The 25462-nt window shown below is 36.2% G+C and carries 20 protein-coding genes; 15 read left to right on the top strand and 5 right to left on the bottom strand.

Annotated features, from left to right (window positions below):
• Window positions 1-21: 21 nt before the first annotated feature.
• The 3 genes from NMK36_RS27520 to NMK36_RS27510 all read left to right on the top strand — a co-directional run bounded on the left by NMK36_RS27520 (window position 22) and on the right by NMK36_RS27510 (window position 1762).
• Complete coding sequence (locus tag NMK36_RS27520) at window positions 22-666, top strand: MarR family winged helix-turn-helix transcriptional regulator (RefSeq protein ID WP_222425204.1); 645 nt, start codon at window positions 22-24, stop codon at window positions 664-666.
• 35 nt (window positions 667-701) lie between these two features.
• Window positions 702-1409: a response regulator transcription factor gene (locus NMK36_RS27515; protein WP_072717605.1), complete on the top strand. Its 708-nt coding sequence runs from the start codon at window positions 702-704 to the stop codon at window positions 1407-1409.
• Between the two features lie 98 nt (window positions 1410-1507).
• The gene (locus NMK36_RS27510; protein WP_254175095.1) at window positions 1508-1762 is read left to right on the top strand and encodes a hypothetical protein; all 255 of its coding nucleotides are present in this window, start codon (window positions 1508-1510) and stop codon (window positions 1760-1762) included.
• A 142-nt stretch (window positions 1763-1904) separates the two neighbouring features.
• Here the strand turns inward: NMK36_RS27510 and NMK36_RS27505 are convergent, their stop codons facing one another.
• Together NMK36_RS27505 and rlmN are read right to left on the bottom strand one after the other, a co-directional pair.
• Window positions 1905-3008 carry an FAD-dependent monooxygenase gene (locus NMK36_RS27505; RefSeq protein ID WP_254175094.1) on the bottom strand — a complete coding sequence of 368 codons (1104 nt, stop codon included), beginning with the start codon at window positions 3006-3008 and terminating at the stop codon, window positions 1905-1907.
• A gap of 38 nt (window positions 3009-3046) precedes the next feature.
• A complete protein-coding gene (gene rlmN, locus NMK36_RS27500; RefSeq protein WP_254175093.1) occupies window positions 3047-4078 on the bottom strand; it encodes a 23S rRNA (adenine(2503)-C(2))-methyltransferase RlmN in 1032 nt (343 codons plus the stop codon).
• A 184-nt stretch (window positions 4079-4262) separates the two neighbouring features.
• Between rlmN and NMK36_RS27495 the strand changes: the two genes are divergently transcribed.
• The 5 genes from NMK36_RS27495 (at window position 4263) to NMK36_RS27475 (ending at window position 13823) form a co-directional block, all read left to right on the top strand.
• Entirely contained in the window at window positions 4263-7391 is a 3129-nt protein-coding gene (locus NMK36_RS27495) for a hypothetical protein (RefSeq protein ID WP_072717607.1), read from the top strand.
• On the top strand, window positions 7381-11070 hold the full coding sequence (locus tag NMK36_RS27490; protein WP_254175092.1) for a helicase-related protein: 3690 nt from the start codon (window positions 7381-7383) through the stop codon (window positions 11068-11070). Before NMK36_RS27495 ends, NMK36_RS27490 begins: the two co-directional genes overlap by 11 nt.
• Before the next feature lie 106 nt (window positions 11071-11176).
• Window positions 11177-12337, top strand: coding sequence for an AAA family ATPase (locus tag NMK36_RS27485; protein ID WP_072717609.1), 1161 nt, complete (start codon window positions 11177-11179; stop codon window positions 12335-12337).
• A 2-nt stretch (window positions 12338-12339) separates the two neighbouring features.
• Window positions 12340-13014, top strand: a complete 675-nt coding sequence (locus NMK36_RS27480) for a phage tail protein (protein WP_254175091.1) — start codon at window positions 12340-12342, stop codon at window positions 13012-13014.
• Between the two features lie 38 nt (window positions 13015-13052).
• Window positions 13053-13823 (top strand): sulfite exporter TauE/SafE family protein, encoded by a 771-nt coding sequence (locus tag NMK36_RS27475; protein ID WP_254175090.1) that lies wholly within the window; start codon window positions 13053-13055, stop codon window positions 13821-13823.
• A gap of 13 nt (window positions 13824-13836) precedes the next feature.
• On the opposite strand, the gene NMK36_RS27470 is transcribed toward NMK36_RS27475, so the two are convergent.
• Window positions 13837-14220, bottom strand: a complete 384-nt coding sequence (locus NMK36_RS27470; RefSeq protein WP_072717611.1) for a hypothetical protein — start codon at window positions 14218-14220, stop codon at window positions 13837-13839.
• A 138-nt stretch (window positions 14221-14358) separates the two neighbouring features.
• On the opposite strand from NMK36_RS27470, the gene hslO reads away from it, so the two are divergent.
• The 6 genes from hslO to NMK36_RS27440 all read left to right on the top strand — a co-directional run bounded on the left by hslO (window position 14359) and on the right by NMK36_RS27440 (window position 21105).
• Window positions 14359-15291, top strand: a complete 933-nt coding sequence (gene hslO, locus NMK36_RS27465; RefSeq protein ID WP_072717612.1) for an Hsp33 family molecular chaperone HslO — start codon at window positions 14359-14361, stop codon at window positions 15289-15291.
• Between the two features lie 190 nt (window positions 15292-15481).
• Window positions 15482-17785 (top strand): hypothetical protein, encoded by a 2304-nt coding sequence (locus tag NMK36_RS27460; protein ID WP_254175089.1) that lies wholly within the window; start codon window positions 15482-15484, stop codon window positions 17783-17785.
• A gap of 682 nt (window positions 17786-18467) precedes the next feature.
• Window positions 18468-18827 carry a late competence development ComFB family protein gene (locus NMK36_RS27455; protein ID WP_072717614.1) on the top strand — a complete coding sequence of 120 codons (360 nt, stop codon included), beginning with the start codon at window positions 18468-18470 and terminating at the stop codon, window positions 18825-18827.
• A 158-nt stretch (window positions 18828-18985) separates the two neighbouring features.
• Window positions 18986-19294 (top strand): hypothetical protein, encoded by a 309-nt coding sequence (locus NMK36_RS27450; RefSeq protein ID WP_072717615.1) that lies wholly within the window; start codon window positions 18986-18988, stop codon window positions 19292-19294.
• 160 nt (window positions 19295-19454) lie between these two features.
• Complete coding sequence (locus NMK36_RS27445) at window positions 19455-19841, top strand: hypothetical protein (RefSeq protein ID WP_072717616.1); 387 nt, start codon at window positions 19455-19457, stop codon at window positions 19839-19841.
• A gap of 151 nt (window positions 19842-19992) precedes the next feature.
• A complete protein-coding gene (locus NMK36_RS27440; RefSeq protein WP_254172743.1) occupies window positions 19993-21105 on the top strand; it encodes an IS630 family transposase in 1113 nt (370 codons plus the stop codon).
• Window positions 21106-21117: 12 nt separating this feature from the next.
• On the opposite strand, the gene NMK36_RS27435 is transcribed toward NMK36_RS27440, so the two are convergent.
• The gene (locus tag NMK36_RS27435) at window positions 21118-22923 is read right to left on the bottom strand and encodes an ABC transporter ATP-binding protein (protein ID WP_254175088.1); all 1806 of its coding nucleotides are present in this window, start codon (window positions 22921-22923) and stop codon (window positions 21118-21120) included.
• A 188-nt stretch (window positions 22924-23111) separates the two neighbouring features.
• Window positions 23112-24248: a DNA-processing protein DprA gene (dprA, locus tag NMK36_RS27430; protein ID WP_072717618.1), complete on the bottom strand. Its 1137-nt coding sequence runs from the start codon at window positions 24246-24248 to the stop codon at window positions 23112-23114.
• A gap of 305 nt (window positions 24249-24553) precedes the next feature.
• Here dprA and blaOXA point away from each other — a divergent pair, with 305 nt between their 5' ends.
• Window positions 24554-25462 carry a class D beta-lactamase gene (blaOXA, locus tag NMK36_RS27425; protein ID WP_254175087.1) on the top strand — a complete coding sequence of 303 codons (909 nt, stop codon included), beginning with the start codon at window positions 24554-24556 and terminating at the stop codon, window positions 25460-25462.

The following is a 25462-nucleotide window of genomic DNA, read 5'->3' as shown; positions in this document are numbered from 1 at the left end:
CATCAATAGAGGGGTCTGGACATGATGAATCATTCTGATCAGGGCTCAACAGAACAACGTATTCTTGTCGGGCTTTCTAAGATTAGTCTAGCCCTCAAAAGTCAATCCTGGCAGGATGCTGGACAACATGGAGTTTCACCCACCCAAGCCCAAATTTTATCGTTGTTACAAGCCAAAGGCGATGAGGGAATGCGTTTGGCTGCTGTAGCAGAGGGTTTAGCCGTTACCCCAGCGACTGCTAGTGATGCGGTGCGGGTATTGGATGAGAAAGGTTTGGTGCAAAAAATGCGATCGCCCCAGGATGGACGAGCCATCACGATTACCCTCACTCCAAAAGGCCAAAAGCTGGCTGCACAAACGTCTTGCTGGTCTGATTTATTGTTGGATGCGGTAGGAGAACTATCGGAACTCGAGCAGACCGTTTTCTTACGCGGATTAATTAAAATGATTCGTAAGTTGCAAGAAGCAGGTCAAATTCCGATCTCCAAAATGTGTGTAACTTGTCGATTTTTCCAACCGAATCGTTATCCGGGAAGTGATCAACCCCACCATTGTGATTTGGTCGATGCACCCTTTGGCGATCGCAACCTGCACCTGGAATGTTCTGAGCAGATTGAGGCTGCTGTAGATCGGACAACATTAGATAAATCAGTTAAAAAGAAATGATTGATTTTGTAATTTCTTTGATTTTTCTTTAATTTATGGATATTTTAATTGTTGAGGATGAACCCGAAATTGCCCGATTAATTCAGCACACCTTAGAAGCTGAAGGATTTTCTTGTCAAATTGCGAATAATGGATTAGCCGCTTTACAAAAATTTCAAGAATTGCAACCGGATTTAATTATCTTAGATTTAATGATTCCGGGGTTAGATGGATTAGAAGTTTGTGCTAGAATTCGCCAAAAACCCGGACAAAAAGATCCGTATATTTTAATGTTAACGGCTAAAGGAGAAGAACTGGATCGAATTATTGGTTTATCGACCGGGGCGGATGATTATTTTGTAAAACCCTTTAGTCCGAGGGAATTAGTGGCTAGAGTCAGAGCTTTATTAAGACGAAGTTTGCGCCAAGGGGGTCAACAAAATCAAATGTATCAAACCCCCCATTTTTTAGTCGATTTAGATCAAAGAAGCGCCAGCCGTCAATTAGAATCAGGGGATACGGAAAATTTAGATTTAACCACGTTAGAGTTTAATTTATTATCCACATTCCTAAGTTATCCGGGTCGGGTTTGGAGTCGTACCCAACTGATTGATAAACTTTGGGGGGATGATTTTTTTGGCGATGAACGGGTTGTCGATACCCATGTCGCCAGACTGCGTAAAAAAATTGAACCTGACCCCTCCCACCCCAGTTTTATTAAAACTGTCACGGGGGTAGGATATAAATTTGAAGATGCCAATTAAGCGCAAATTCAGCTAAAATAACTCAACCTTCTCTCGGAAGATGGAGTGATTTTAGGCAAAGTTAAGTTATAATGTTATTAGGATTAAACGTGTTAACAATGAGTCAAGCAAAACCCCTCACCGACCTAGAATTAATTGATTGTGCAAAAGCTAATGCTAAACAAGGCGTTGCTAATGCGGCTAAACTCTCTGGTTATGGCGATGATGTGGATCAGTTTATGGATGCACTTCAAACCGCCTGTCAACGAATTGGAGTTAATATTGATTCTTTATCCGATTTAATTACAGAACAACAACAAATGAGACAAATACCAGGATTAGAAATTGCTCCTGACTCAGAATCAAGTTTATAACAGCAATACTTCGGTTAGTTTTTGAAGATGGACATGAGAAAACAAATTCATATTATTTATTAAGATTCCGTATAAAATCTTAATAAAGTTCTTCATGGGAACAGAGTCAAGACTTACGCACAAGACCTAAGAAACCAGGTTTCTAACCTGATGCTTTAAGCTGTTGAATAATATCCTGAAAATTTCTTCCATAAACCGCTTGGTTATATTCTAATAATTGTGTTTCTGACCATTCCAATCGTTCTAAGGTTGCTTGTTGAATTTTAGCCATAAAAGGACGGCGAAATTCTTCGTAGGTTTGAAAACATTGTGTGATTTTATCAGAATAATTCCAATGATTATTTTTAGCTAATTCCTCAAGTAAAGTAACCATTACTAAAGCATCTTCAAACCCCTGATTAACGCCTTGAGCCGCAAAAGGCGGCATTCCATGAATCGCATCCCCAACTAATACGACTCGTCCTTGACTCCAAAAAGGTTGTATTTCTACATCAGAATCAGGAACATAAAGATGAGCAGATGAGGGAAATTTGGGTTGATTAGAAATTGTAACTCGATGAATATAATAGGGACGTTTGTATAGGGTTTTCAGGGAAGATAAACTCACTAACTTTTGAAGACTATCGGGGAAATTGGCTTTTTTTAAATCGGTTATGGCTAAATTAATTAATGAATTTCCTGAACTTTTTTCCAGAGTATCTAAAGGTAAAGCAGCATGGAGAAGATAGCCGATTTCACCCGTTGGTCTATTGAGCAAAATCATTCTAGGTTTGTCTAAACTCTGACAATTTGGAGTAATTTTATCCTGAATTACGGTAACAATTCGACAATCAGAAAAAAAGGTTTCTTCTAGTTCTGTTCTTAAGGATGGGGGAATGTCAGTGATGTGTGTACATCCAATCGCCGAAAACCCAGAATATTCAGGTTTAGCGACAGGTTGGTAGGGTGTATTCTCATATAAAACTTGACGAATCCTAGAGTTAATTCCATCCGCAGCTATCACAATTTTTGCTCGAAATGATTGGAGTTGACAGGATGGGTTTAACGGTTCTAAATCTTCAGAACTAAGATGATTTTGAGGCTGTTCTTTTTCCCAATGAGCATAGGGATTGGCTTCGATTTTTCGATCACAAATACTATTTATTCTAACACAGCCTAATTCTGGCTCATCTACTACATTAACACAACGATGATTGACTTTAACTAGATTTTCTAAAACATCATAAATTTCAGTAAAATTTACCATTTTTTCCCTCTAATTAATGTAATTCAACAAGAATAATTTTAAACCTTAGAAGCGCGTAATTGTCCACAAGCTGCATCCGCCTCTAATCCTCTGGAATAACGCACACTCACCGCTATATTACGCTGTTTAAGGATATCCATAAACTCATGAATGCGTTGGGTATCCGGTCGTTTATAGTCAACTTCTTGAATCGGGTTATAGGGAATTAAATTAACATGACTTTGAAACCCTCTTAATTGACTCGCTAATTCAATAGCGTGTTCGGGTAAATCATTTAATCCCGCTAACAAAATATATTCAAAACTGATTCTTCTTCCGGTTAATTTTACATAGTCTCGACATTCAACAAATAATTGAGATAGAGGATAGGTTTTGGCGCTGGGGATTAATTGTTCTCGAATATTTTGATAGGAAGCGTGTAAACTAACGGCTAATGTGACTTGTAAATCATATTCTGCTAATTCTCGAATTTTTCCTCGTAAACCCACCGTAGAAACCGTCATCATTCGTTGTCCAATTCCCACATCTTGATTGAGGGATTTAATCGCCGCAACGACATTATTAATATTTAATAACGGTTCTCCCATTCCCATAAACACAATATGACTGACTCGCCGTTGAAAATCTTCCTGGACGGTTAACACTTGATCAATAATTTCATAAGCTTCTAAATTGCGAGTAAAACCGCCTTTTCCCGTCGCACAAAAATCGCACGCCATCGGACAACCGACTTGGGAAGACACACAAACCGTTAAGCGTTTTTCGGTGGGAATTCCTACAGTTTCAATAATTTGATCATCGGCTAATTTTAATAAATATTTAATGGTTTTATCGGGAGCAATCGCTTTATAATGAATATTAGATCGACCAATCTCAACATTACTAACAGTCTCGCGCCATTGTTTCGGAAATACGGTAATTTCTCCTAAAGATTTCGCCCCTTTCTGATAAATCCAATCATATAATTGCTTACCTCGATAAGCAGGTTGTCCCTGTTGTTGTACCCAGTCGGTGAGTTGTTCTAAAGATGACCCTAATAGGGGAGTTAATGTCGAGTTTACAGTGATCATAACCGTTAATAATAAAAGGTAGGGGTGAAAATTAATCAACCCAAAAAGAAAGGGTTGGTCAAGAAGTTAACCTCTATTCTATATTATATCTAATTTGTTAATAATTTTTCTGTTAATTTAGACTTTACAGTTACCACAAGAGATTGTAATATAGATAGGGATTCTATGATGGCGTATTTTGAGAATGAGCGATCAACACACTCTTAAAGAAAACTCCGATCCCCTAGCTCAATTAGATTATATTCCGTTATTGGATTTAATTCTCCAAGAACTCAAGAATAATTTTCCCATTTTTCAACTTTCTCCCGATCAAAATCGTCTTCTAATTGATGCGTATCGTCTAGCATATAAATTAGCGACTCAAAACCAAAACCTCAATCCTTTAACTCAAACCCCAGGAATTCGGGCGGCTACAGTTAATTTTAAATCAGATAGTCATTTTTATGCTAAAATCAAAGAAATTCACACTTTATTAAAACAACGGTTAAACCAAGTCTGTAAAAATCAAGCTCCTCAAGAAATTATCCGAAATATTTGTCAAAATATTACTGAATTTGATAGCGATAAAGCTTCCCTTCCTTTTCAATATCCTTTGAAAAGAAACTACTCTTTTAATTCCCAACGGTTAATCATAGAAAATAGTTTTACAGCGAATCGTAGTCCCGGTGGTGATTCAATTATTAAAGCGCATCATTTGAATGTGCGGTTTACAGGTTTAGGAAATTTTGAGCAACATTTATCAGAAAATATTAAACGTTATATTGAAACGATTACTGAGGATAACTCCAGGGACAGACAGGAACTCAATGCGTTACTAAATGAATTATCAACTCGACCCAACTCCAGTTTATTTAAACTCAAAAGTATTATTGATACCGAAGCATTACCTCGTCTGCTGCGAGATCTAAAAATCGATTATTTAGAATACTTAAAGCAAGGATGGAAAAGCACTCATTCAGGTTCAGAGTCTCCTGAATTAAATTTTTTACAAGCTTTGATTAACCGTTTAAAAATTGTCATTGAATATATTAATAATCCTGATTTAGATAATGCTCATTATGAAGTCACTTATTTGGGAGAAACTGTTAATTTAAGAACAGCTTTTTCCCAAGCGGATGCTTTTGATATTTTACCGATTATTCCTAATTACGAAGGAGTCATCGGTGAAAGTTATAATCGCAACAATGATAATTTTAAAGAATTTAATTTAGGCGTGCGTTTAAAACTGAATGGTGCGGTTAATGCTTATCAGGAACAATCTTCCTTAGATTATCATATCACAGAAATTGATCCCACCAGTCCTCGACATCAAGAAACCTTACAAAATACGGGAAAAGCAAAAAGTTTTAAAAGCAGAGTCTTAAGAACTGCTTGTCTTTATTATCTGATTTTTGCTGTTGATGAAACCGGAGAAATACCCGATGAGGATTATAACCCGATTTCTGCATTTGAACAGAACGTTTTAAGAATTTTTCAATCTCATACTTCAACAAAGGAAGATATCAACGATCTTTTGTTAACAATTAAAACTAAAATCGCTAATTCGTCTTGGAACGTCAGCCAAAAATTGAATCGATTAAAAATATTTTTACAGAGTTTACTGAAACAAAAAAGCGTTCTTACCTATTCCCCTAAAACTGTTAAGTTGCGTCTACATCGAGACTTATTACAATCTAAAGCCACGGATATTATTAATGATCAAAACTTTTTTGTAATTAATTTAGAAAATACTGATCCTATTCGTTCAAAAGCATCTGCTAGAGAAGCATTAGCCTATTTAGAAGTTCAAGAGAATCAACTTAGTGAAAACTCCTTAGCTTCCCTAGAAGTAACGTTCAATTTTAATGATATTCGTTATTTTACCTTGGCGGAAAAACAACAATTCGCCCTTAGATATAATATAGATGAAATTCAAGCGTTACCTGTGGTATTTTATCCTATTCGACCTTTTAAAGCTCAAGAAAATCCCCAAGCTGGAGAAAAGTTTAAAGCTCATCATATCTATGAAAACCATTTCAAAAATCAAAAAATTATTGCTGTTTATTACAACATTAAAGAACTGAAAGAAACTATCTTTAACAATATTCAATCTCCCGCAGCCAGAATCTACCGTCAAGTATTTAGTTTATTAACTTACTTGTGTATTAATATTTGTCAAAATACCCTCAAAGATGAAAATTTATTTATTCCCATTTTCCGATTTCACCTAAAATCCCTAGAAGATAATAGCGAAGATGAAAAATACTTAAATAGTCTAACTCGATCTTTAACTCATATTTTACGACGAGATTGTTTAGCTAATGATCAAGGATTAAATGTTGCTGATACTGAAGGTTTTGACTTTCGAGTCAAAAATGCCTTATCTTCCCTTTATTCTCTGCTTCCCAAACGGTTTAAATTTAAAAGTGATTTCAAACCTCAATTGGATAAATTAGCAATTATTATTGTTTCCAGTTGGTTGAGTGATTCAATTTGGAATGAACCCGATCAAACCCATCGGATTTCTAATATTTATGGTGAGATTGTTTTAATTGAAAAAGATCCGAATACCGACGATGTGATTCAAATTAATAACTTTAGAACCTTTTCTGATAATCAAAAGCATGAAGAATTGTATCAAAAACCCAGCGTGATTCGGGATGCGATCACAACATTGTATGAACAACAAGGATATCGACACTTTTTATATATTGCGAAAGCACCCTATAGTAGACGTTTAGGCTTAATTCAATCAGAAACTGATCCCGATTCTTTATTTTTTATGTCGGAAACCGTGATTCAATATCTCAAAAAAGATAAACCAGAAATTAAACTGTATCCTGTGTTTATGGATACCTACCCCGCCTTAAATTTGAAAGACAAAAATGTAGACTCTTTCTATATTCCTGATGTTGAAGAATTGAAGAAATTGTCAAATGATCCCAGTCAAAGAACAAAAGTATTTTTAAATTTATTTACAGGAGTAACAATTGATCCCAAAAAATCGTTTTTTAATAGTGTTGTTTGTTATAGCACTTTGTTAAATATTTATGATGATGCTCATACAAAAGATATTATCTCAGGGTTATTAGACTCAGAATCTCCTCTACAACAAACAATTTTAAACTATATTCTGTTGTTTCATTTTTCCCGCTATGAAAAAAGTTATGAACTCCAAAAGAATAATATTATTTTAAAACTAAACCCTTATGATCAACTCATTGGAGATCAAGGAATTGGAACAATTTCGACGTTTGCTTACTCAGAGAAAAATATTAAATTTAATGCTTTAGCATTTTTAACCCATGTCAGGAGTGCAATTTATGAGTCCTAAATTAGGAATAGAATTAGGTCGAGTCTTTGAAATTGGGTTTAATCTGGGAATTTTAACTTATTTTAAGCAAACTCAATTCAAACAATCCTACAGGGATATTTATCGAACTCCCCTCAGCCAATTATATTTATATCAAATCAGTCAAAAACTTGCAAATGAAAATTGTATTTTGGATCAAGCGGATCGAAATACAATTGCGATTTGGGTGAAACTGTTTTTACAAAAAGGTTGGACATCAGGAGTCAGTTTTATTCGAGAATATCGAGAAGCAACGGGATGGAGATATTCGCAAGAAATCGAGATTCTCTATTTTCAATGTGATTTTTATAATAATAACTGCTTTAATCTGATTGAAAAAAGTGAAGCCGATGCTTATCGAGAAATTTTAGAAACTCAAGGGTTTAAAAATGTTGATATTTCTCGATATAAACAGACCGGGGAATTTTTAAAAGCCGATACCTTATTATTAACACGTTGTTTTGATGAATATCGAATTTTAGTGGTAGATTTGTCCACGTTTACGACTTCCGCTATTTATTCCATTCAAAATATTAAAAATATTGAGACCCTCAAAGATCTCTTAAAACAAGAGTTAAACTATATTCGATCTAAATCTCGGTTTTGTGGATTAGAAATTGATACGGGATCGCCCAAAAATTACAAGGTTTATTCTCAAAAACTAGAACGCTATTTTTCTGCTTTTGCGACGAAGGATAAAGAAGCTGTGAAAGTCATTCAAGCTTGTAGTTATGCTTGGAGTTTTTATCAGTTTCTCTTAGACGAACAGTATTTAAAATCGGATGATCCGGTCAAATTTAACTGTTTTGGATATAGCGATCGCCTGATTAATGGAATTTCTTTAAATACGGATGAAAAACCAGGTAAAGAATCCTTAAATATTTTAAAAATCTGTCATAAAATTTATCAAAATAAAGGAAATTCAGAAATCAAAGAAAACCGCAAAAAGGTGTTAAAGGTGATTCAGAGTAACGCCGCCAGAAGCTTTAAAAATGGAGGTGAATTTGTTGATCAAATCCTTCAAGCAAAACCTAATGTGATTACAGCCATTCATCATCAAGAAGTGTTAAATGTGGCGGAATCAGATTTTTTTAATACCGCCGATCAGATTTCTAATTTGTTACAACGATCGCTTAATTTAACTCAATCTAACTTATCGTTAAGAGATGCTCATGCGGCGTTAATTCAGCGATCGCTTTCTGACCCGACAATCTCTTATCTATTCCTCACAGGAAATCCCGGAATTGGTAAAACTACTGCTGTTGCTAATTATATTTTAAACCATTTAGAAGACGGAACTCTATTATTTTATGTCAGTCCTCGGATTCAAGTAAATCGGGATATTGTGGAAAAATTTTGCGATCCTATCACCCATCAATTAAAGGATAACATTATTTGTTTAAATACCAATGCGATGATTTTAAAGGAACAAAAAGGCGGTTGTGCGGTTGAATATGATTATAATCAATTATCGGAAGATTTCAAACGCGGAAAAGTTGAATTTTTAAATGCTCATTTAGAACGAGACTATCGTTTAAATTATTCTCAGAGAATTGATCAAATTTCTGAACAGCTATTAGAAATAACACCGCGAAATCAAGCAGGCGTTTTAGCGAGTTTATCTGAAGCCATTCATACTTGTTTAATTCATCCCGATCAATTTCCAAATAATATCATTGCGACCGCATCAATTCAAGCGTTAAAAGAAACCCGGTCAGGAAATACCTTAAAACATTTAAAACGAATTTTTAGCAGTGTTTATAATTCTTCTACCCGTCGTGTCATTCCTGAAAAAGTTAAACTGCTATCACAACGGTTAAAAAATATTTTTATTATGATTGATGAAATTACCGGATCATCGGAAGGGGTGGCTTTTTTACATGGAATTATAAATTTTATTAAGGAATATGACTTATTAAATCCTGACTATGGGTTTAATATCAAAGTGATTACTGCGGATGCTTCTTTAACCTTAAAGGATGTGGTTGAAAGTCATTTATCCGATCAAAATGTCCAAGGAGATAAAATTTTTGTCCGACAGGTTTCCCCTACCAAAGAACAGTGTTTATGGATCGATAACTTTAATTTTTTAAATCAATATTCAGCAACTTTAATTAATGCAAATTCCTATCCCGCTTCTCAACTAACAATAGATTATCAGGTTTTGATTCACTCAGTCAGTGACCTAGAAAATAACGAAGATGATTCAACGTTAATTAACCCAATGATCGATATCATTAAAAGTGATATTTTGCAACGATTAAATCAAAATAAAGGTCAAATTATTGTTTATATTCAAAATAAGGAAAAACTTAAAAAACTCATTGATATAATTATAAAAGAAATTGCTCAATTTGAAGTCGAAAAAGATTACTTAGAAATCCATGCGAGTCTTTCTGAGGAGGAAATCGCCAAGATTCAACAATTCAAGGATAGCGTTAAGGTTATTTTTATGACGGCTTCCGCATCTCGCGGTTTATCCTTCCCGAATACACGATTTATTTTAGTGGAAATTCCAGGGTTTCAAATTGAACAAAATTTAATGGAAATTATTCAAGTGATCTATAGAGGTCGTGGGGGAAGTTTAGATCAAGGGGAAAAATTTATTAAGTTTTATCTATCAGATAAAGCCATCTATTTTACCCCTAAAGTTGATCAAGATGATCACCCTTTATCTCCAGCAGACTCTCAGGAATTAGCTAAAATTTCTTTACAAGAATCTTGTTTAAGTGCGTTGAATATTCTGATTATTTTAAAAGCATCAATTATGACTCGAATTGTGGGATCGGGTCAAATTGGATTTCAACATTATGTAATGATTCCCATTGGTGGGAAATCGATTAAACAAGCAGGAGATAGTTTTTTAGGGTCAATGGTAACTCTATATCAGGAAGTTGTAAAAGAGTCTAAAAAACGTCGTCAAGATCAACGTTTAAAGGAGATTTCCCAAGGGTTATTAAGTTTATTATCCGCTCAAAAAATAGAAATTTATCGTCCTCCTGTCACCTCTAAAACTGAACAGGAAGTATCTTATTTATCTTTGGGAACGGAAATTTTATCTAAATTGGAAAAAAGTTTAGATCAATTTTTGAATCTTCCCCCCTTAGAAAAAACTTATGTGCGAGGAAGTTTATTGATTATTCCGTTATCGGAAAAAACGGTTAGGGAAATTAATTATATTGATTTATCTCGGATTTTTGCTTTAGAAAGTAGCAATTTTATTCAACAATTATGGGGTTTAATAAAGGGAAATTCCCCGAAACAAATCAAGACACTTGTTCCTTTTGCTTTGGAATTAGCTTATAATTTAATAGAGGTTAAAGGGCGATCTCAACAAGTTATGCAAACTTCTAAAAGTTGCGATCGCTATTATGCGTTTCCCATTCAAACTTTTTTAACCTTTCCTGAATTAGAGGAATATTTTTTAAGTCATCACAAGTTGTTACCTCCCACCTTTCAGGAAATTCTAAGACACTGGGTTTATTCTCTCGCTTCTGCGGATAATATCTTACCCATTGATGCTAATTATCAAAATATTCCTTATGTTGTGTTTAATACAAACTCAATGGATAAACTCGGTAAAAATTTGTTTAACGAAAATCAACTGTTTCACTCTAAGGAAATGAATATTTTAAACTTAATTCTGTCTCAAAGTGATTAACAATCTTCAAAAGTTATGATATAATGATTAAAAACTAAACTTTCTCTAAAGGATGCTAACAATTAATTCTCTACAAACTCTTTAAATCTGAGATTGGAAGATTGTCATGATCCAAGAAATTACTATCAAAAATTTTAAATCCATTGAACAGTTAAAACTTCAACTGGGAAGGGTAACGCTTTTGATTGGTGAAAATGGTTGTGGAAAAACGAATATTTTGGAAGCGATCGCGTTAAGTTCAGCAGCAGCAAGTGATAAACTCGATCATGAGTTTTTAGCATCCAGAGGAATTAGAATAACGGAACCTCAATTCATGCGATCCGCTTTTAATTCTGATGATCTTAACCCAGAAATTGAAACATCTTTCCAGTTTCAAAACGATAAGATTATTACCTATAATTTACAACATGATGGGAAACCCTACTCTAGTTGGGTTAGTAAGATTTCGGAAATTTCAGAGGAAATCCCTAAACTTGAGATGATCAGCACGTTATTTTATCAATTTCTTGAAAAGGACGGTATTTCTCCACCAAGTCTATCAAAATCAGATTATGTTAAACAACAGGTAAAAGAGCATATCATGAAAAATCCTGATAATTTAACTTTAAAAAAATTTTTGATTTTTTCTCCAGAGAACTCGAGTTTACAAATTTTTAAAGAAGAAGGTCAAATTCAACCTTTGGGAATTCATGGAGAAGGACTATTTAAACTACTAACAGTTTTAAGTTCGGATAAAAATCAAGATAAAATTAAAGAAATAAAACAAAAAATGCAGCTTATAGATTGGTTTAAAGATTTCGAGATCCCTGATGAATTATTGCTGAATCAAAAAAATATTAAAATAACTGATCGATACTTTTTAGGAAAACAAAAATACTTTGATCAAAATAGTTCTAATGAAGGATTTTTATTTTTACTCTTCTATTTTTCTCTATTTATCAGTGATAATACCCCTAAATTTTTTGCAGTTGATAATATAGATGTTTCCCTAAACCCCAGATTGGGACGTAGATTGGTTCAAGAATTAGTACAGTTAGCAAAAAAATCTGATCGACAAGTTATTTTTACCACTCATAATCCTGGTATTTTAGATGGATTAAATTTGGATGATGATGAACAAAGACTTTTTGTAATTTACCGTAATCGATTAGGTTATACTAAAGCAACAAGGATTTCACCTCCAAAACCTCTGGAGGGACAGGAACCTGTGAGATTATCAGAAGCATTTTTACGCGGTTATATTGGGGGACTACCTAAAAATTTTTAGTTATGACTACTTTTGGATTAGTTACTGAAGGAATTACAGATCAGATTGTGATTGAAAATATTTTAAGTGGGTATTTTGACACAAATGATTTAATTGTTAATCCTCTCCAACCTGAAAGAGATAAGGATAATGATAATAAATCAGATCATGGAGGTTGGACACTGGTTATTAAATATTGTCAGTCCGAAGATTTAAAAAAAGCTTTTCAATATTTGGACTATGTGATTATTCAAATTGATACTGATGTTTTAGACGGATATGAGGGTATTTCTTATCGTGATAAAAATGGAGAATTGAGTCCAGAACAATTAATAGAAAAAGTCAAAGAAAAATTCAAGAGTTTAATAGGGGAAGATTTTTATAGGGAATATTATGATAGAATTATTTTTGCTATAGCTGTTCATTCTACTGAATGTTGGTTACTTCCTCTTTACTATACAGAAAAAAAGAAGAAGCAGAAAATCAAAAGTTGTTTAGGTACGTTAAATCAAGCTCTTAAGATTAAAGAAGATTTTACAATTGATAAGAACGCTAAAAATCCTGAATATTATAGAATCGTTTCTAAAGCCTACAGTAAACAGAAAACTTTGCTTAATAATTATAGTGATAATCCAAGTTTAAAGATTTTTATCCAAGAAATTGAATCCCGAAAGATTGTGATAAACTTTGATGAGTGATTACTGAAATTCTGATTATATCAAATAATTTTTATGAGATGGAAAATTTACTCACTCCCTTCGCTTTACTAATTCTAATTTTAGTCTTTTTCTTGACCGGAATTATTAGTGTGGTCACGGGTTGTACGTCTTTAATTACTGTCCCTGTAATGTTACAAATGGGAATAGAACCCGACATTGCGATCGCTACTAATATGTTAGCATTAACCTTTCTAAGTTTAGGGGGAACTATCCCCTTTATCAAAGAGAAAAAACTGAATACTCAGCGTTTACCCAGTTTAATTTTTTTAACAATATTAGGTTCAATTTTAGGAGCTTTTCTAGTTTTTACCATTTCTAAAAATACCCTATCGTTGATCATTTCTTTGTTGATGGTGGCGATCGCAATTTTTGTATTTTTAAATCCCGAAACCGGAATTAAACCTCATCCAGAACCTGCTTCAAAGTTATCAGAAAACTTAGGATATTTAGGGACATTTTTATTAGGAATTTATGGAGGCTTTTTTAGTGGGGGTTATGTCACCCTACTAACGGCGAGTTATGTCATGCTATTTCATCAAACCTTTATTGAAGCAGTGGCGACTACAAAGGTGATTAATCTATTTTCATCCTTAGTCGCTACTTTAATTTTTACCACACATGGGATTGTTAATTATCCCTTGGGAATTGTCCTCAGTTTAACAATGTTTATGGGAGGAATATTAGGGGCAAAAATTGCCCTTAATATGAGTAATCTTTGGATTAAACGACTGTTTATGGTAACCGTTTTAGGGTTGGCCCTTAAAACCTTTTTTTCGGCTCTTTCCTAAACACCGTTAACGGTTAGTTTTTATGGGTTAAAAATTCCCGTAACCGCATTAAATTCATCGTTTGACCTAAATTTAAGGGTAATAGAGAAATTCCTTCTAAACGAGATTGTACCCAACCTTCCCCCCAATACCATTCATGAAACCCATCAATTCCTCGACTCAATAATAGCCTTAAACAATTGGGTTGGGCGACATCAACATAATGTTGAATCGTAACCGGGCCGAGGGAACTGGTAAAGGTTAATCCCGGTTGAAATTGTTCAGGAAGTCCAGAATTAAATTGTTGAGGCCATAACCATTTTTGCAACTGACTCGGACGCATTAAACTGTCTCGAATATCAGTTTCTTTGGCATTGACTTCAATACGGAGACTACTGTGTTGAAACGTACCGAGCATAACAATTTCACCAGTTTAAATAACGGTATGATTCATTTTACCAAAATCATCCTCCACTGACATCCGACATCCAATCCCCACCCTGACCCCAGAAAAAATTAAAATGGGAGCAGGTACAAATTGTTAAAAACTGTAAACATGGCAGATCAACTAATTCGGGCAACAGCCGCAGATGGGGGAATTCGGGCAGTCGGCATCATTACCACCCGTTTGACGGAAGAAGCAAGACAACGGCATAACCTGTCTTATGTCGCAACAGCAGCGTTAGGGCGAACCATGGCTGCTGGATTACTGTTAGCATCGAATATGAAACGGGCAGAATCCAGAGTCAACATCCGCATCAAAGGCGATGGCCCCTTGGGGGGAATCTTGGTAGATGCGGGGTTAAATGGAACAGTACGGGGGTATGTGGATAATCCAGAGGTGGAGCTTCCTCCTAATTCCATTGGAAAATTAGATGTCGGTGGCGCGGTGGGTCATCAGGGCTATGTGCGAGTGGTGCGAGATGTGGGTTACGGCTATCCTTACACTAGCACCGTTGAATTAATTTCGGGTGAAATTGGCGATGATATTACCCATTATTTAGCAACCTCTGAACAAACTCCGTCGGCTTTAGTCTTAGGGGTATTTGTTGATAAAGAAGGAGTGCAAGCTGCGGGAGGATTATTATTACAAATCTTACCGAAAGCGGCTATCGATGAAGAATTGGTGGCTAAATTAGAATCCCGTGTACAAAGCTTATCGGGGTTTACTCCTTTGTTAAGAGCCCATAAAACCTTACCCGATATTTTCCAAGAACTATTAGGAGATATGGGATTAGTTATTTTACCGGAATCTCAACTGGTTCGATTTGATTGTAATTGTTCCTTTGAACGGGCATTAGGGGCCTTAAAAATGTTTGGAACTGAAGAACTCCAAGATATGATTGAAAAAGACAATGGTGCAGAAGCAAAATGTGAATTTTGTGGGGAAATGTACCAAGCAACATCTGACCATCTCGCCCAACTGATTGAAGATTTACAAATGAAACCTGAGCCTCAAGAAGTGCGAAAAAATTCAATTTTATTTTAAGTTATCAGTTATCAGTTATCAGTTATCAGTTACCAGTTTCAGGGGTTAGATGTACTTGGAGCCTACGGTCTGAAATTAACCAGCCACGTCTTTACAAAAGCTAACCCTCTCCCCTTGTCCCCTTGTCCCCCTGCCCATCTCCCCTTGCTGTTTAAGCATCGACAATGGTATAACACCGAAGAACCCCCTTGTGTCCCCCCTGCCATTGAATGGGGTTAGAACCTTAGTCTGCTTCAAGCTGTTTGGGTTAATTGTGATGAGTGAAAATCAAGAACAACAAAGTCAAAGTCAATCCCCTAAAACGACTGATACCGGGAATTCTCCCCAAATTCCCATTCGTTCGTTGGTTCGGAAAAGTCGTGCAGAATGGCTCAAGGAACTTTGCACGAACTTGGAGGTGACGAAGACCCAACCCCCAACTTCCACTGAAGTCCCGAATTCTGCTCCACTACCCAGAACAGCCAACCAGATTGTTCTTTATCAACCCCCACCAACCTCATCTTCCCAGGAACCGGAAAAACGAAAACGTTTTGTTTTCCCCAGAACCATTCCGGTTAACTTAGTTCCTCTAATCTTAGCGTTGTTGATTTTAGTTCCCGGTGGAATTGGGGTTTTAGCTGTAGGTCTATTGTTCCGTTTACCCGCTTTACCCAATTGTCCTAAAATTTTCTGGCCTGTAGCCTCCGCTTCCCTGCGGTTATATTGTGCAGAATCTGCTGCTAATAAACAAACCGTTGCCGATTTATTAGTTGCAATTGATTTAGTCAATAGTTTACCGGAAGATCATCCTCTGCGTCCCGAAATTAATCGCCAAATTGAAAAATGGTCAATGGATATTTTGGATTTGGCTGAGGAGATGTTCCAAGCGGGTCAACTCTCAGAAGCCATTGCAGCCGCAGAAAAAACCCCAGAACATACCCCGGCAGCTGCTCAAGTGTCTAAACGAATTGACCAATGGAATTCGATTTGGGACGAAGCGGAAAAAGTTTATGAGGAAACTGAGGATTTAATGCGCCAAGAAAAGTTGAATTTGGCGTTTAAAGAAGCAACATTATTATTGAATTTGGGGAATAATTATTGGGGGACAACTAAATATCAAGAACTCACAGATCGGATTGCAATTACCCGCGAAGATAGCCAAAAATTAGCGAAAGCTAGAAGTTTAATTGCACAGGGCAGTGTTGACAATTTACTGGCAGCCGCCAAGTTAATTGATCAGCTTTCCCCAGAGAGTTATTTAAAAGATGCTGGACAAAAAGAAATTACCACTATCAGCAATAAAATTATGGCGTTGGCGGAAGAAACCCTAAAAAATGGCAATTGGCAAGAAGCAATTAATATTGCCAATAAAATTCCCAGTAGTGCCAATTTACAAGAAAATGTTAAAGATTTTGTTGTTTTAGCTAAAGCTAATGTTCCCGCTTTATTAGATACCGTTGCTGGTTTAAAAGATGCGATCGCCCAAGCCCAAAAAATCGGTCGAGATCGCCCCCTTTATCAAAAAGCCCAGGAGTATATTAGCAATTGGCAAGGATCAATTGCAGATGTTGCCACCTTAGAACGGGCCAGACAATTAGCTCAACCTGGAGGCGTGAACGATCTCAGAGCGGCCATTGCCCAAGTTCAAACCATTCCCGCTTCTAACCCCCGTGGACAGGAAGCTAAAACTGAAATGGTGAGTTGGACACGTCGCATTGAGGAAATTGAAGATAAACCATTATTAGACATGGCCGAACAATTAGCCAGTTTTGGGGATACGGATTCTCTCAAACAAGCCATCGTCCAAGCTCAAAAAATCGGTCGAGGACGCGCTTTATATGATAATGCCCAAAATCATATTGCGGAATGGAGAGATCGCAGTCAACGATTAGAATATCAACCCATTTTAGACCGAGCAGAACAGTTAGCCGCCGAAGGCAATTATGCAGAGGCCATTGCCCAAGCCCAACAAATCTCCTCTGGTATTGTGTTATACAGCACTGCTAATAACAAAATTCGCCAATGGAAAACCCAACTCCGAGATCTCGAAAATCTTCAAAATTCAGAAACCCTAGCAGCACCGGGAACCCCGGATTCCTATGTAGCCGCTATTAATATGGCGAATAAAGTCTCGAATTCCAGTCGATTACGCTCACAGGTCAATCAACTCATTAATCAATGGAGCCAAAGTTTATTACAACTCGGCTTAGATCAATCCACTTATGATGTCCCTGGAGCCATAGGGATTTTAAAGAAAATTCCCCCTGGAACTAGCACTTATTCCCAAGCTCAAGCTCAAATTCAAGATTGGCAACAATGGTTAAATCCTCCAACTCCTCAACCGGAATATCAACCCCCCGTTGAAGAAGTACAGCCCCCTGTTGAAGAGGTACAACCCCCCATTGAAGAGGTACAACCGCCCCCCGAACCCAATCTACCCCCCCAAGACCCACCCAATGAACCCCCTCCCATTGAGTTAAATAAACCGCTCACAACCCCAGCAACAGGGATTTAAGTTATAGAGCTAGGGAATAGGGAATAGGGTTTCAGTTAGCCGTCAATCTTCAAGATTTAACATTCAATATTCTATTGAATTGAACCGACCTACTGAGAACAGGAAACCCCTTTCAGAAAGAGGAGTGAATAAGCGGATCAAAGGAAAAAAACACCTCCAAGTTAATCGTATTATCCGATCTTCCCGAAAACTTCACAATTATGATTTAGACTGTTTTACTAATATCACAGATCAGGGTCATTGAGCTTTTTCTACAAAGCGAATTAGGAGTTTAAATGTTGCAGGGTGCAATAGATCTCAGAAAAATTTTAGGCTGAAAATCAGGAACAATAATGCGGAATTCCTCGTTAAGAATATGAAGTAGAACATTAAGGAATCAAGGCAACTTTGACCTCCAAGGTACTCAGTATATCTTGTATCCTAAACTACATTATAGAAGGGGATTTTGGGGATGCGGTTCCATTTAGGATCAGTCTCAATACTGCATAAGTAAAACAGGTGTAGACATACATGAAATTGAGGAGTTACTCACTCCAACATTAAAACTGATCAAGACAGAACGTGGAATCTGAATTGAGAACGAGCTTTATTTGCGTTGATGTCTAATGTGTTTCTGGCTTCAAACTGTAAAATTGTCTCTTAATTTTTACCCAATTTATTCCTAAAGGAGGATTTTAATTCCATGAAAACTATTCAACAGGATGAGCCAGTATTCGGTTGCCGAAATGCCATGGAAGAATTAGTCCTTGAAGAAATTGAACGCCAATTTCGCAATTTACCACCAGAACTGGTTCAATCCATTAATCATATAGACGTGTTAACCTATGCACTCAATCGTCTACCACCTCTATACGCTTCTACAGAAGAGGGATATGAATGGCAACAGCAACAAGCTCGAAAATCAATGAAAGGGTTTATTTATCGGATGGTTAAATTAAGTGTCAAAGTTTCTCAGCGAAAAGCTAAAGTGTTTTCTGAACCCTTAAGAATTTATCCCCAATCAGCTTGGCAAAACTTGCAATTGTTGTCAGAAAATAGTTAAGTTAATGGAAAACTAATCGGTTCTATAAGGATTGAGAATTAGATGAGAAGGGTGCTTGATAGGGATTCCTACTGTCATGTTTTGAGTTGGATGATGGGGAAACTCTTCCAAAATTTGGTTGACTTTCAAACCTATATTGAATGCTGAAGTTTACCCCTATGAATGTCTTTTACCCTGAATCTTCTGCGTTAGCGTATCAAGCTTTAGAGGAATTAACACTTGAAGAAATAGAACAACAATTAGAGAGTTTACCGGATGAAATTGTTGTATCAATCAATAAAACAAAGGCAAGTGCTTATGTACTTAATATTTTAGCTCCCTTGCATCGTTGGGTTGGAAAAGAACACCAGGGACATCCCTATTCCACCCCTAACGTCCTGAAAGAAATGATCTCCGAAGCAGTGACACTTTCGTTGTTGCGACTTCTATGTATTCCCTCGGACAATAGATCAGAGCTTTATTTCTGAAAAAACCCAGAAAAAATGATCTTTTGCTCTCTAAATTTATCAAGAATATCATAGATATTCCATTGGATAGATTTAAGAGAAGAATTCCTGAGTTTTTCTATTTTTTGAGTAGATCTACACCAGGATTGCACGGATTTTATTTGGTCTCCAATTTATCACTATGTTATTTTTCACCTTGGCATTTCAATACTATCTAGTAGTGGCGTTTCTCGTTTTCGTTGTGTTTCTACGAATTTTTTTAAAAGATGAATCTACACCCAAGACTCATATTGAGTCTTGGGTCGTGATCGGATTTTCTGTTATTTTTTGGCCGATTGTTCTTCCCCTTGCTCATTTAGAACGTCAAGCCAAGAAAAATCGAAAAAACCTTGATCTTTGCTGGAATTCTAACTTAGATCAGCCTAATCCTACTTTCAGAAACAATAACACAATTCCTTTTCCTTACTGGCGCTTAAAAGTAGATTCACGGAATCAACGCTGCGTCCATCTATCTCATACCCTGCACGAGATTTCCTCCCATCGAATTCAACGAAAAATCCGATTTTAGGATAGTAGAGTGGGCCTAGCCCACCAAAGCTATTTTATTTTAATTTTTTTCCTGTACTTTTAGCATTTGTAAGTTGTATAAACTGGCATAAGCTGTTAAGCATCTAAATAGGGTATAATGAAAAACCAAGTTTAGAAAAATCAATCAAAAGATGCCTGCTAAAAATCATTTAAATGAAAAGCAAGTAGAGAAACTACAGAAAAGATTGAAAGAGGAAGAAAATGGACAAATCCGAGAAAGAATCTTGATTTTATTATTGCTAAATGATGGTAAAAAGCAAAGTGAAATTGCCAAGTTTTTGGGCTGCTCATTAAACAAAGTATGTTATTGGTGTGTACATGGAGACCCTGACAAATTAGAAAGCCTAAAAGATGAAAGAATGAAAGGAAATTATAGAAAAGCCACAGACAAATATATAGAGATATTATTAGAAACAGTAGAAAAAGAACCGGAAGAATTAGGATATGAATTTGGGAGATGGACAGGAGAAAGATTGGCAACTTATTTAGAACAAATCACAGGAATCAAATTAAGTAGTTCACAAGTGAGAAAGATATTAAAGGAAAAAAAGTATGTTTATTTGTGGGCAAAGTATAGCTTAGAAGAGAAAAGAGATCCAGAAAAAAGAAAATTATTTAAAGATAAAATAGAAGAATATTTGAAAATAGCAAAAGAAAGTCCAGAACAATTACAGGTATGGTTTTGGGATGAAAGTGGATTTAATTTAAGAGTGATAAAAAGAAAGAATTGGTGTAAAAAAGGGAAGAGGAAACAGATTAGAGGAGACAGGAGGAAAGGAAGAGTTAATGTGATGGGAGGATTGAGGTACTCGGATAAAAAAAGATTTGTAGAATTTCTGGATAAAGGAAATGCAGATAATTTTTATCAAGTGTTAAAAAGTTTTTATCAAGAGCTAATTTATGAATGGGTATTAGCGGGAAATCAAGCAGAAGAATTTGTAGAAAAAGGAGCTAAGATCCTGATTATTCTTGACAATGCAAGTTTTCACAAAAAAGAAGAGTACCTAGAAAAAATTAAAGCAGAAATGCCGAATGTCTATTTAGAATTTCTTCCAGCATATAGTCCAGATTATAATTTAATTGAATTAGTCTGGCATTCAGCTAAAGAATATATAGCTCATCGACTCTTTAAATCAGTTGATGAGCTAGAGTGTTTATTACATCAGCTTTTAAATGAAGGACAGTTATCTATTAAATGGGGACGTAAACTTAAAAACAAAGGTAATGCTATAATCACAGTTTAAATACACAACAGCTTATAAACCATTATGCTGAATTAATTCATCATGACTACCTGACTCAACTAATTGACCTCGTTTTAACACTAAAATTCGATCTGCATTTCTAATCGTTGAAAGACGGTGAGCAATAATAATCGCAGTTCGCCCCATTAACAAACGTTCTAATGCCTCTTGAATTAACGCTTCGGTTCCCACATCTAAATTAGCCGTAGCTTCATCTAACACTAAAATATGGGGGTTACGAATAGCTGCGCGGGCAAAAGCTAATAGTTGTTTTTGACCACTCGATAAATTTGTTCCTCGTTCTCGTAATTCCGTATTATAGCCTTGGGGTAATTGTTCAATAAATTGAGCAACATTTGTTTTTTCTGCTGCTTGTTGAATTTTTTCCAAGCTGTAGGATTCTCCCAGGGTAATATTACTTTTAACATCTCCAGCAAATAAAAATCCATCTTGTAAAATCACTCCAATATGGCGTCGAAGTTCCGTTTGACGTAACTCTCGAATATCAATGCCATCGACTAAAATTCGTCCTTGACTCGGTTCATATAATCGACACAATAACCGAATAATTGAACTTTTTCCGGCTCCTGTTGGCCCCACTAAGGCAACTTTTTCCCCAGGACGAATCGTTAAATTGAGATTTTTGATTACATAATCATCATTTTTATAGGCAAACCAAACATTTTCAAAGCGAATTTCCCCGGTTTGTACAGAATTTTGCTCGTCAGGATTAAAAGCCGAAAGATTGGCAGTAATTTGATCGAGATCTCGAATTTCAATCGGTTCATTGAGAATATTATTAATCCGTTCAATTGCTGTAAATCCTGATTGAATAGCCGTAAATTTTTCGGCAAATTGTCGCAGAGGATCAAACAATCGTTGAGCGTATAAAATAAAGGCGGATAAGGTTCCAAAACTCAATTGATTATCCACAACTTGCTTACCGCCAAACCATAGCACAACAGCAATGGCAATTAAGGCAATCCATTCTAAAGTTGCCGATACCGCAGAATCATAAAAAATAGTTTGATCAACGGCTTTAATATACTGATGATTTGTAACATTAAATAATTCAGAATTATACCGTTCTCGCCGGAAGAGTTGGACAACGCTAATCCCCACCATATTTTCTTGCAGTTGGGAATTGAGATTAGATAACTCATCTCTGGATTTATAATTAGCTTGGCGATATTGTTTTTGAAAGTAAATGATTAGTGCCGTTACCGGAACCATCATTAAAACTAAAATTAAAGCCAATTTCCATTCCAGCGTAAACATTAAAATTGCAATCACGACAATGGAAAATAAATCACTGATAATCCCAATTGCACCTGTCGAAAATACATCCCCTAAAGCATCAACATCACTGGTTAAACGAGTAATTAATCGTCCTACAGGAGTGCGATCAAAAAATCTAACCGCTAAAGAGGTAACGTGTTCAAATAAATCATTGCGAATATCAGTGGTCATTTGTTGACCCACTTTCTGCACCCAATATCCTTGAATTGCTTGGAGCAAAAATCGGACGATAATTGTTAGTAACAGAACAACCGCCAGAAAATTCAATCCATCGGATAAGGGCATTGCCTTGAGGAATGGATAAGTTGTTGGTTCTTGACGAATTAAAGAAATCGCTTGTCCAATTAAAATCGGTTGAACTGCGCCACAAACCGATAAAGGAATGAGTAAAACTAAACACAGAATTAATAAACGCTGATTCCGTTTTGCATACTCAGCAACTCGCATCAGTAACCGCCAGTCTGTTTCGCGCGAATTCTGTTCTTGAGGCGTATTTTTGGGGGAAAATAGGGTAGTCATTCCAACTTGAATTAGGACATTATTTCACTCCCTAAAAGTTTAACACGCTCAAGAACTTTAGACGGTATGGCCCACAGAAAAGCAATCTGGATCGCTATCCAGGGGTCATCAAACTTACTAGCGTCTCCCGTCTCACCTGATTACTGACCCATTAATGATCTGTAGTCAAGATTTAAGCATTTTCTCTTTTAATCAATTCTCCGATACCTCATCCCCGGTAATTGTTCTACTAATCCTAATAATTCTAATTGTAATAAGGCTGCGGATAGGCTTCCGGCTTCTAAATTTAGATTAACAATAATTTGATCAAAAGCAGTGGGTTCTGAAGAAAAAGCTTGCAAAACTTGAGTTAATTCTGGGTCTAAATCGGGTAAGGGTTTTGCAGGTTCAGGTTGCAGGCTAAACAAAGATAATTGTTGAGGTTCATCTAAAGGTGGCATGGCTCCTAATTGCTCTAATAATTCCTCTAAATTAACAGGAATCATACTGGCTCCCCCATTAATTAATTTTAAACATCCTTGAGAATTTTCATCATCTAAACGTCCGGGTAAAACATACACATCTCGACAAAATTCATTAGCAACATGAGCCGTAATTAAAGCCCCCGATTTTTGAGGAGCTTCCATCACAAAGGTTGCTCGACTTAACCCCGCAATAATTCGATTTCGTTGGGGAAAATGGCGGGGATTAGGTTTGGTTCCAGAGGGATATTCACTGATTAATAATCCTTGATTCATCACCCGTTCACAGAGTTGGCGATTTTCTTTGGGATAGACAATATCAACTCCAGTTCCTAACGCAGCAATTGTTCGTCCTCCCACTTCCAAACAACTGCGATGAGCTTCGGTATCAATTCCCGCCGCCATCCCTGAAACAATAGTAAACCCCCGACGGGCTAAAGTCATACTAATTTGACGAGTCCAGCGTCGCCCGTATTCTGTGGGGGTGCGGGTTCCAACAATAGCAATCATTGGGATAATGCCTTGATTTTCCTGGGGTTCAACGATTCCTCTATAATATAAAACCGGGGGAAATGTCGGGATTTCTAATAATAATCGAGGATAGTCAGAATCAGCCGGAGTCCAAAAATTAGGGTTTTTAGCAATATGTTGTTCTAAGAATTCTTTGGGGTTAAATTGCGATCGCTGTTGAATAATTTTATCAACGGTTTGTTTCCCAAAACCATCAACTTCTATTAACTCCTTCTCCGTTGCTTTCCAAGCCATTTCTAAGGTTTTAAAATGGTGTTGTAGACGTTGAATTAAAATTGAACCAATGCCATTAATTTGTGACCACGCTAACCAATATCCTCGCTCTTCCACAATATTTAAACTCCTAGATTATTTTAAACTATCAATAGAATACATCGCTTTAATCGGTTTTGTAAAAATATCAATCGTTCTCTCACCTATAGCAATCCTATTTGAGTTGTATCCAAAATTTCGGTTCAAAAGGGAACAGCTTAACTGGGATAATACTTCTGGCTGTTTCAGATCAGTTTTAAATTATTACAATCTATTTGGGATTGCTATATAAAAATCATACCGCAGGAAAGATTGTATGCTAAACTAATCTAATATTCTATTTTCTTTTCCCCTCTGTTCCTTGTTATTATAGCGAGTCCAAAATAATGTTATTAAATAGAAACCCTTTAAACCCTAAAAAAATTCTTAAAATAACGGCTGTTGTATTGGGGTTGAGTAGTTTTAGTGGTGTCCTGCTGGCTACAACTCAAGCTCAGTCTATATCAACAATTTCCCCGGTCAAAACCAAGCTTTCTAGTTCTGAAAATATTACTCAAAAAGATAATTTAGAATTAAAGTTTGAGCGTCATTTTAAAGAATTAGGGATTGAGGGTTCAATTATTATTTATGACTCTAATCGCAATCACTCCTATCAATATAACCCAACCCGCAATCAAACACCGTTTTTGCCTGCTTCTACGTTTAAAATTCTTAATTCCTTGATTGCGCTAGAAACTAAAGTCATTGCAGATGAAAAAACAGTGCTAACTTGGGATGGAATACAACGCTCTATTCCGGGGTGGAATCAAGACCTAAATATGAGAGAAGCCTTCAAAGTTTCTGCGGTTTGGTTTTATCAAATCTTAGCGCGACGTGTAGGTTATGAACAAATGAAATACTGGGTAACTCAAGCAGACTACGGTAACAAAACCATCGGAAAAGCCGAAAATATTGATCACTTTTGGTTGGATGGAGAGTTGCGAATTACCCCTCAAGAGCAAATCCAATTCTTGCGACGTCTCTACAGCAATGAATTACCGTTTTCTACGCGATCGCTATCCCTTGTAAAAGATATCATGGTTGCAGAAAAAACTCAAGATTATACCATCCGATCAAAGACAGGTTGGGAGAGCAAAGGAACCCCAAATATTGGGTGGTATGTAGGTTATTTAGAACAGAATCAGAATGTTTATTTTTTTGCGACTAATATTGATATTCACAAGCCAGAAGATGCGGATGCTCGTAAGGTGCTAACCCGTCGTTGTCTTCAAGATCTTTCACTGGCACTACAATAA

The sequence above is a fragment of the Planktothrix pseudagardhii genome (genome assembly GCF_904830925.1).
Taxonomy (GTDB): Bacteria; Cyanobacteriota; Cyanobacteriia; order Cyanobacteriales; family Microcoleaceae; genus Planktothrix; species Planktothrix tepida.
Note: the sequence above shows the minus strand (reverse complement) of the source record. Positions and strands in the feature narration are given on the sequence as shown.